Origin of the sequence: Streptomyces sp. NPDC019224 (assembly GCF_040632605.1) — a bacterium.
GTDB lineage: Bacteria > Actinomycetota > Actinomycetes > Streptomycetales > Streptomycetaceae > Streptomyces.
Window position 1 is genome coordinate 1 of record NZ_JBEYCF010000095.1, and the last position, 9,515, is coordinate 9,515.

Here is a 9,515-nt window from a genome sequence, read left to right on the forward strand (position 1 = left end):
CGGGCTTCGAACGCGCACAGTCGGCGCTTCAGCACAGCAGCAGGCGTGGGCACGAGGGCACCTCCGGACTCGAGAGCGAAGACCTCGACACCCTGTACCCCGAACCGTGGTGATCACAAACAGCAAAACTGCAGGTCAAACACATGATTAGTTGGACAACAGCTAGTCAGATCTCCCCTCCCCCACGCCCTGCCCCGGGTGCCGGTGCGCGGGCGGGTCGCCGGCCCGCGCCCGTGCAAGGGTATGCCTCCGCTCAGCCGGCCGCCTCCGCCTCGGCCCGTGCGACCGCCGGGGCGATGGCCCGCTCCACCGCGAGCCGCCCCTCGCCCGTGTCGCCGAGGCGGCGGACCATCAGGCGCACGATCGCGTGGAAGAAGAGGGCCGGCCCACACGGGGTCCACTGTTCGCAATTGGCCGGGGCGAGCAGAAAGTCGAGGACAGCGTCGGGTTCGGCAGGAACGAACCGGAACTCGGCGTGCTCCCACTTGTCGTCGACGCCCCGGCTCCAGCGGTCCCGCAGCTCCGCCTCACTCAGGTCGGGCAGCACGGCCAGGAAGAAGGCGGCCCATTGGTGGTGGCCGAGGTCCATACCGAACGACAGCAGCTCGAGGTCGCAGGCGTCGCTCTGATGGACCGCCAGCTCTTCGCGCAGCGCGCGGCGGGCCGCGCCGAAGAGGTCGGGCACGCCGTCCTTCAGGTCGTGCTTCCCGGAGAGACCCTCGTTGGCCGAGGAATTCCAGAATCCGGCGTTGCCGCCGACGGTGGGGCTGCGCCGGGAGAACAACATCCGGTTGTCCTTGCCGGTCACTACGGCGACGTTGGCACCGAAGCTGCTGGACAGGAACCCGTTCACGGTCACCGGGTCTCGGCCGGCCAGATAGTGTTCACGCAGCGTGAACCCGGCGCCGTCGCCCTCCTCAAGCCGCCGGTCGTCGAGCTGCTGTGCGGCGAGGTATGTGAAGTAGTCCGAGGGTGAGAAGCGGATCTCGACGATCGGGTCCTCAACGTCGTCGCTTCGGGTGACGGCGATTGTCTCGACGGCGAACCGGGGGTGGTTCCAGCGCCGGTCGGCCCCGGCGACGGCCCGGGTGCGCTGCTCCTCCTCGATCTCCTGGCGCCAGCGTCGTACGTCCTCGGGCAGGTAGACGGGCTCGTCGGCGTCGAAGTAGATCTTGAGGTTTTCCTCGACGATTGGACGGGTGCCGTCTCCTTCGAAGACGTAGCAGTCGGTTTGAAGCGGTCCGATTCGAATGGGTTCGCGATCTGTCACGGCAGCCTTCCCCGAGCTGTGAACTACACGGTGCGCCACGACAGTTGCACATCGTCGGAGATGGTTGCAACATCCTCACCAGGGGGCACGGGAGGCGGGCGTGGTGGGTGGCGCGGGGGCTCACGGCGAGGCGTTCGTCGTGTGCGTCGACAAGTACGACAGTGCCCCGCACGCCGGGCTGGAGTCCGCCCGCCGCTGCGCGGAGGACTTCCGCACGCTGGCCCGACGGCTCGGCTTCGACGCCGACGCGCCGGTGATCTCGGGGACGAAGCGGGAGATCGAAGACGCCTTTGACCTGATCCAGAAGTCTCCAGCGAAGCGCAAACTCATCTACTGGGTGGGGCACGGCTTCAAGTACGACGGGGAGCGTGCCGGTCTGCCTTGCAGGGACTTCGACCTCCAGGACAAGCACCCGATGTTCTATCCGTACGAGCTCGGCCGCATCCTGGTCAGACTGAGCGGTGATGTGCTGTTCGTCGTCGACACCTGTCATGCAGCAGGCTTCGCCTACGAGGTCTACAACGAGTACGTCAAGCGGGAGGTCGCGTCCGGCGTCGTGCGGCCCGGGCCGCCGGGCGCAGGCGTGCCCGGCCGGAGCATCGGTTGTCTGGGCACGGTGGGCGGCGACGAGCTCGCGCAGGTCGGGCTTTGGCTGGGCGCGTGGCGGCGGCTGGTCGACGCGCGCGACCAGGAGTTCCGCGAGGAGCCGCTGTGGAACGCGTACGCGCGCTCCGTGCACGGGGCGGTGGTGGTCGAAGCGGTCCACCACGTCCTCTCCGACATGACGGGCGGCGACCTCGTCATGCCGCAACTCCACGGCGGCGGACGGCTCCTGGGGTTCTTCGTCAATCCGCACTACGACCCTTCCGCGCGCCCCGTGTCCGCCACCGCACCCACTCGGCGGCAAATACTCCTCGGCGAGCAGGTGCAGCGTCTGCTGCGCAGCCGCTTCGCCGGACTGTTCCTGGAGGAGGACGAGCCGTTCGTCGGACGACGGCACTCGCTCGCCCGGATCACGGAGTGGCTGAGCTCCTCCGGCCGCAACGGGATCATGGTCGTGACGGGCGCACCCGGAAGCGGCAAGTCGACGCTTCTTGGGCAGATCGCGCTGATGACGATCAGGGACACCCCGCAGTTCAGCGCTCTGCCGCCGACTCGGCGCAGCAGCCTCACGGGGGCGATCTCCGCCGGCATCCAGTGCCGTGGCCGCAGCGCCCTGGAATGTGCCCGCGAGCTGGCTCTCGGCATGCAGATCCCGGAGCCGGAGACCGGCTGGAAGGACGTGGGCGAGGCGGTCCTGGCGCTCATCGCGGCCTGCCGGGCCGAGGGCGAGGCCGCCTTCCTGGTCGACGGGCTCGACGAGACGGACCCAGCCCATCTCGACGCGGTCGTCACCGAGGTGCTCGGCCCGCTGGGGCAGCAGCCCAACGTAAAGATCCTGGTCGGCAGTCGCCCCACAGCCGGCCCAGCCCTCGCACTGCTCGACGCCGCCACACACGACCTGGATACGGTGCACGACCGCTCGGACGACATCGCCGAGTACGTGACGCGCCGACTGTCCGTGCCGGACTCGCCGTACCGCACGGATGCTGGGTTACGGGAGGCGGTGGTGCGGGTTCTCGTGGAGCGGAGCCAGGGCGTGTTCCTCGTCGCACGGCTGCACTGCGCGGCGCTCGTGCGTGCCGGGAGGGCGCTCGCTCCGGACAGCGAGGAGTTCCGTGAGCTGCTCGCCGCCGGTCTGGAAGAGGCCCTCGCGCAGGAGATCCGGGACCTCGACCGGGTCGCCTCGGCCGGGCCCGGCGGTCCCGTGCCCGCCGGCTGGGCGCGCGGGCTGCTGCTGCCGCTGGCCCTGTCCTACGGCGCGGGATTACCCCACGCCGACGACATCTGGCTCGACGCTGCGTCCCGCCTGGCCGGACAGAGCGAGCAGACCGGTCAAGGCGGGCAGACCGCGGCGTACACCCAGGAGGACATCCGGCGGATCAGGCGGGTGGCCGGCGCCCATGTCGTCGAGTACGGAGAGGCCGGCCAGCCCGTCTACCGACTGGGCCACGAGGCTCTCGCCCATCATCTCCTGGAGGGCACCGGCCGGCCCAGGGCCGAGCTGCACGCGGTCATGACGGACGTCCTGCTGCACACTCACCGGACCGTCCACCGGGGGCGCGGCGCCACCAACGCCTACATCGCCCGCTACGCCACCGCCCACGCCGCAGCGTGCGGCCGCCTGGCCGAGCTGGCGGAGGACGCGGAAATGCTGGTCAACGCGGAGCCCGAGCGGCTGATTCTGCTGCTCGACCGGCCGGACTGTGCGGCTACGGCGCGGACGGAGCTCTACCGGCGGGTCGCCGAGGAGCTCACCGGCCGGAATCCGGTCGAGCGCTCGGCGTTGCTCCAGGCCACAGCGCTCTACCAGCAGCCGGAGTTACGGGCTTGGGCCCGCTCCCCCGGCCTGCTGTTCTGGACGGACGAGTGGACGACGACCCGCCCCGTGCCACCGTTCCGGACGCTGAAGGTGCCGCAGGGCGATGTAAGGGCGGTGGCCGCCGACAGCGACGGCCGGGGTCTGCTCGCGGCGGGTGAGCGGCTCTGGCACTGGCCTCGGCCCGGCGGCCAGCCCGTCTTCCTGCACCGGTGGCTGGGCAATGGCGCGTTCCACGCGCTAACGGTGGCGCCGCTCGGCCCGGCGGTGACTGCGGTCGCAGACGCCGAGCGCATCGTCGTCTGGACGTCCGCCTCCGGGCCCGTCGAGGTGTACGGGTGGGGCTCGCGGATCAGCGACGTGGCGGCCGGGTCCGCGGGCGGCACCACGCTCGTCGTCGCAGCGAGCGGCACGACCGTCTCCGTGTGGGAATGGCGGGACGGGCGCCCCCGGCACCGCGGCTTCTGGCCATGGCCCGGTGCCGGCCCGGTTCAGAGTGTGGCCGTCGCCTCCCTTCACGGTCTGCCGTGCGTCCTGGCCGCCGGGGACGGCGGGGTGGTGGTGTGGGACGCCCGCAGCGGCGCACAGCTGGTGGCCTTCGGCGCGGACGCGGGCCGGGCCGACGCCCTCGCCGCCACAGGCTCAGGCGCCGGCCTGCACGTCGCCGTCCTCGGTACGGCCCGGCCGCAGGTGCGTCTCTGGCGTGTCAATGGCGGCGACGTCACCGGCGAGGCCCGGCCGGGCGCCGAGCTGGTGCACACGGCGGCCCTGCGGCACGCGTCGGGTTCGGCAGTGGCGCTGCGGGATGTCCCGGAGGGACTGCTGGTTGCTGCGGTCGACGGAGGGACCGTACGGCTTTGGCGGGTGCGTGACGGCGTACGGAACGGAGTTCCGGAGACCGAGGAGTTGCCCGCCCTGCCAGGGCATCGCACCCAGCCCCGCTCGGTGGCGTTTCTGCGCGATGACGAGGGGTCCGTGTGCGTGGCCGACGGCTCCCGGATCCGGGTGTGGCGACGGGCCGACGGCACGCCCGGTGGAGGGGCGGGGGCGGGCGGCCCGCGGACCGGGATGCCCAGTTCGGGAAGCGGTCATGTGGGGGCGATGACTGGGACGGCCCGAGGCGGGGCGGTGGCGCTCGCCGCGGAGAACACTGTCCGGGTCTGGGACCTGAGCGGGCGGCACCTGGCCGACGACCGGGCCCTCGACCGGGTCTCCTCGCTCGCGCTGCGAAGCGCTCCGGGCGACGAGAAGGTGTGGCTCGCCGTGGGCGGGCATCACTCCGAACACGGTCCCTGCCTGCGTGTCAGAGCACTGAACGACGAGGGCGGTACGGAGATTCCGCTCGATGTGCACCGCGACAGCAGCGTGACCGCGGTGGCTCTGGCGGGTGCTGGCGACGCGGTCGAGGTGCTCGCGGCGACCGACCGGTACGTGCGCCGCTGGGACGTCGCCACGGGCGAGCAGCGGGCGGGCCTGCACGTCGGCGTCGGGCGGATCGAACATCTCGTGTCCGTAGAAGCACCCGGTGCCGAGCCCTTCGTGGCGGCCACGGCGGGCGACTCCGCGTGGGTCTGGCCGCAGGCGGAGCCCGGCGCGCCGCCCCTGCGGTTCCGGCTGCCGCGACTGCCGAACCCCGTGCCCGCCCGTGCGCTTGCGGGCATCCATGACGTCCGGGGCCGGCCGCTCGTGGCGCTCGCCACCTCCGCCGGGGTGTTCACCGGTTCGCCGGACGACCCACTGGAGGACAACACCGGCTGGCGGCGGTTGCGGCCGCGCAGCGATGTCACCGACGTCCGCTCGCTGGCCTTCTGCACGACGCCGGCGGGCCGACTCGTGCTCCTCGGCGCGAGCCGTACCCGAATCATCCACGAATGGGCGGTCGACGAAGCCGGACGTGCTTCGCGCCGCGGCTCGGGCGAGCACCGGGTGCTGCCCGACCGGGGCTACGACGTACACCAGGTGTTCGCCGCCCCGAGCGAGTCGGGGCTGCTGGTCGCGGCGGTGGGCCGGGAGCGCATGGACGTCCTGCGAATCGACGAGAGTCGCGGCTGACGACGAGACGCACAAAAGTCGGAACACGGAACGACGAACAAGGAGAGAGATGGCGAACGACCTGGTCGTGTTCGTCCCGGGAATCATGGGCAGCGTGCTGCGTGATGCCGAGGGGAAAGATGTCTGGAACCTCACCCCCGGTGTGGCTGGCAGCGTGCTGTTCGGCCTGGAGCGCTACTTCGAGCGACTGACGCTGCCGCCCGGCATCGGCAACGAGGCGCCGGAGACGTCCGCGCCGCACGCGCTGTCCTCACACGGGCTGCTGAAGGAGCCGCGCATCTGGCCTGGCCTGATGCCGCACGTGGCCTACAAGAAGCTGGCGCGGCACCTGGGGGGCCTGGCCGCAGGGCGAATGGTGGTCTTCCCGTACGACTGGCGCTTGTCGAACCGGCACTCCGCCGGGCTCCTGAAGGCCTTCGTGGAACGGGAGCTGGGCCGCTGGACGGAGGAGTGCCGCGCCCTGGGTAAGACCGGTGAGCGTGCGCCGAAGGTCGTCTTCGTCTGCCACTCCATGGGCGGGCTGGTGGCGCGCTACTACCTGGAGGTACTGGGCGGCCGGGAGACCGCCCGGTCGCTGGTGACCATCGGCACGCCATACGCGGGTGCGGTGAAGGCCGTCCAGGCGCTGACCGGAACGTTCCCCGGCCGCAAGTTCCGGGCCGTGCCGGCGCGGCTGCGCGACCGGCTGATCGAGGCGGCACGGAGCATGCCGGCGGTGCACCAGCTGCTGCCCACGTACCAGTGCGTGGACGGGTATCCGGAGGGCACCCGGCTCGAGGACGTGTCCGTGCCAGATCTTGACACCGCGATGGTGCGCGACGCGTTCGACTTCCGCCGGGAGCTCGGCGCGCACATCCGGGACAACGTCGCGGCGGACCGGGCGTCCGGCCGGCCGGATGCCTACCAGCTCTTCGCCTCCGGCGGCCGAGGAGAGCCGACGGACGTGCTGCTGCGGCTGTCCGCCGGGCAACTCACTTACGACGACCGCTTTCCCGGGGACACCCGCTGGCAGGGGGACGGCACGGTTCCCTGCCTCTCCGCGACGCCGCCGGACTGGGCCGACGGCGCGCGGGTCGACTGGTTCCGGCTCGGCCACACGGCCCTGCCCAACGACGTCCATCTGCACCGGCAGTTGTTGGACCGGTACGAGGCCCTGGAGCACCGTCCGTACCAGACGCTGAGCATGGGCTTCGGCGTCGACGTCCCCGAGGCCGTAGCGAAGGGCGAGCCGCTGGAGGTGGCGGCGGTCTCGGAGGAGGACGGGCTGTTCCTCGAAAGCCGTCTGGTCTCCCCCGCGACCGGCGAGGTGCTGGAGCGGCGCCGAGTGCTGCCCGTGGATGACGGCCGGTACCGAGCCGTGTTCGATCCGCCGCCGGGCCTCTGGCTGGTCGAGGTGGAGGCGCCACGGGTGCCGAACGCGGCGGTGCAACAGGAGACGGTCGTCGTCCTGGACTGACACGGCCGGAGGCCCGCAGCGAACGGCTCTCCTTCCGGCCGGTGCGGAACGGCCGGGGCGCGACGGCCTCGCGCCTACGGGCCGTGCGACGGGGAACGGGCGGGGCGGGAACCCAACCGCTCCGCTCGCCGCGCGACGGCGGACCCGGGCGGCCAGAGCACCGGCGGCGGAGCCGGGCCCGCTCGTACGCGGCCGCCGTACAGTGGCCGCTCAACGGGCCCGTTGACACGGTCGACCTCCAGGAGCATCGCGCGCACCCCGGCATCCGGGCGCATCGTCAGGTCGGCGTATTGGATGTACCCGTACGGCAGGCGGTGGGCGATCTCGGTCTGCCAGGACAGCGGAGTGCCCGGCCCCTGTGAGCACGGCTGCGGTCGAGGTGACGGCGGCGTGTTCGTCGTAGCCGTCGTCCTTCACCAGCCGCCCCTTGGCATCGAGGCGGAACTTGCTCAGCGCGGAGATCCTCACCGACTTCGGCAGCAGCAGCTTGGCTGCCCTGCGGCCCTTCTCCGTGAGCACTCACAGCTCTTGACCTAAAAAGGGCACTGTCACGTTGATTGACCGGGTGGGATGATCTTGGAGTTGACCGTGCCGAGGAGCGGATCGCTTGTGTCGTCCGCGTCGCCGTCGTACCCGGGGCACCGGTACCCGGTCGAGGTGATCTCCCACTGCGTGGGGCTGTACTTCCGCTTCCCGCTGTCGTTGCGTGAGGTCGAGGAGCTGATGCTCGAGCGCGGTGTGATCGTCTCGTACGAGACGAGCCGGCGCTGGTGCGCGAAGTTCGGGCAGGCCTATGCCGACGGCCTGCGCCGGAGGCGGCCCCGGCCCGGGGATAGATGGCATCTGGACGAGGTCTTCATCAAGATCAATGGAGATCAGAAGTACCTGTGGCGGGCCGTCGACCAGGACGACACCGTCCTCGACATCCTCGTGCAGAACCGGCGGGACACCGCTGCGGCCAGGCGTTTCTTCCGGCGCCTGCTGGAGACGACCCGCACAGGGCCGTGGGTGATCATCACTGACAAGCTTCGCTCCTACGGCGCCGCCCACCGCCAGGTGATGCCCTCCGTGGAGCATCGCTCTCACAAGGGCCTGAACAACCGGGCAGAGAACAGCCACCAGCCCACCCGGCAGCGCGAACGCGCGATGAAGGGCTTCCGCAGTGTCGGCGGCAGCCCAGCGGTTCCTGTCCGCGTTCAGCGGTCTCTCACCCCACTTCCGACCCCGCCGCCACCTGATGACCGCCTCCGGCCACCGCGCCGAGATGACCATCCGCTTCGCGATCTGGGACCAGATCACCGGCGCTACCAGCGGGCCCCCACGGCCTGAGCACAAGCCCGGGCCGTCGGCCACCACGCCCCGACGCCCCATCAGACAGTCACCCACCCATCAACTTGACAACGCCCGTCATCGAGTTCCTATGGCGGGCCGGGCTCCCGGATGCGGCGCAGCTGCTGGGCCGACCGGATTGGGTTCGGTGGCGGGCGGGCGCCTGCGGGGCGGCGTAGCCAGCCGCCCCGGAGGACATCGGGGGCAGCGAGACTCTCCCCCTCTGGATTTGCTGTACGAGGGGTTGACCGATGCAGTCGTCTTGGCGGTGTTTGCCACAGACGCCTCCTACTGGAGTGACCCGCAGCTCGGTCGCGCGCCGAGGCAGTACACGACCGGATGACTTCTCCGGGTGATTCCCCCCTACCCGCCGACCTGGGGCATAGCGTGCAGCCGTTGGCGATCACGACGTGGTCACTCCGGCTCGCCTCTGGCGATGACCGAGCGGGACCACTAAGACCCACCGGTAAATGGATCACTTGAGGCGTCGGGTGGTGGGGCGGCCGTCCCAGCGGTAGCGGCTCGTCGAGCGTCGAATGAGCATGCGGAGCGTGACGAGTGCGGCGGCGAGGTAGAGGTAGAGGTAGAAGTCCACGACATCGCCGCTCCTCTCGGTGCAGCGCCGCAGCTTGCCGTAGTCGTTCATCCACGAGTGCGTGCGCTCCAGCACCCAGCGCTTGCCGGCCTGGATCGGGGCGGGCACGCCCTTGCGGGCGATCTCGGCCGAGAATCCCAACTCGCCGATCAACACACGTGACTTGGTGCTGTCGTACCCGCGGTCGAGGTTAACGTTGACGGCCTCCGGCATCGCACCGGCCTGCTCTTTGACCGCTGCCAGGGTGGGGCCGAGCAGCGGCGAGTCGTGCCGGTTCGCCCCGCCGGACACGATCCCGAGTGGAACCCCGCACGCGTCGGAGGCGACCGAGCGCTTCAGTCCCTGCTTGCCCCGGTCGACGGGCGAGCGCCCCGCTTTCTCTCCGCCGCACGGC

The 9,515-nt window shown here is 71.0% G+C and carries 3 protein-coding genes and 2 pseudogenes; 3 read left to right on the forward strand and 2 right to left on the reverse strand.

What is annotated here, in order from left to right; genetic code table 11:
• Positions 1–253 precede the first annotated feature (253 nt).
• Complete coding sequence (locus ABZ564_RS32375; protein ID WP_360863035.1) at positions 254–1,270, reverse strand: translation initiation factor 2; 1,017 nt, start codon at positions 1,268–1,270, stop codon at positions 254–256.
• 100 nt (positions 1,271–1,370) lie between these two features.
• Between ABZ564_RS32375 and ABZ564_RS32380 the strand changes: the two genes are divergently transcribed.
• The 3 genes and pseudogenes from ABZ564_RS32380 to ABZ564_RS32390 all read left to right on the forward strand — a co-directional run.
• Entirely contained in the window at positions 1,371–5,741 is a 4,371-nt protein-coding gene (locus ABZ564_RS32380) for an AAA family ATPase (protein ID WP_360863037.1), read from the forward strand.
• 49 nt (positions 5,742–5,790) lie between these two features.
• Positions 5,791–7,197 (forward strand): hypothetical protein, encoded by a 1,407-nt coding sequence (locus ABZ564_RS32385; RefSeq protein ID WP_360863039.1) that lies wholly within the window; start codon positions 5,791–5,793, stop codon positions 7,195–7,197.
• Positions 7,198–7,806: 609 nt separating this feature from the next.
• A pseudogene (locus ABZ564_RS32390) lies at positions 7,807–8,404 on the forward strand (IS6 family transposase); the annotation flags it as partial.
• A gap of 597 nt (positions 8,405–9,001) precedes the next feature.
• Here ABZ564_RS32390 and ABZ564_RS32395 read toward each other — a convergent pair.
• Positions 9,002–9,515, reverse strand: a pseudogene (locus ABZ564_RS32395) (IS5/IS1182 family transposase); the annotation flags it as partial.

What these genes read in the sequence shown, in the direction of transcription:
- ABZ564_RS32385 (WP_360863039.1), top strand. Translation starts at nt 5,791, where the DNA reads ATGGCGAACGACCTGGTCGTGTTCGTCCCGGGAATCATGGGCAGCGTG.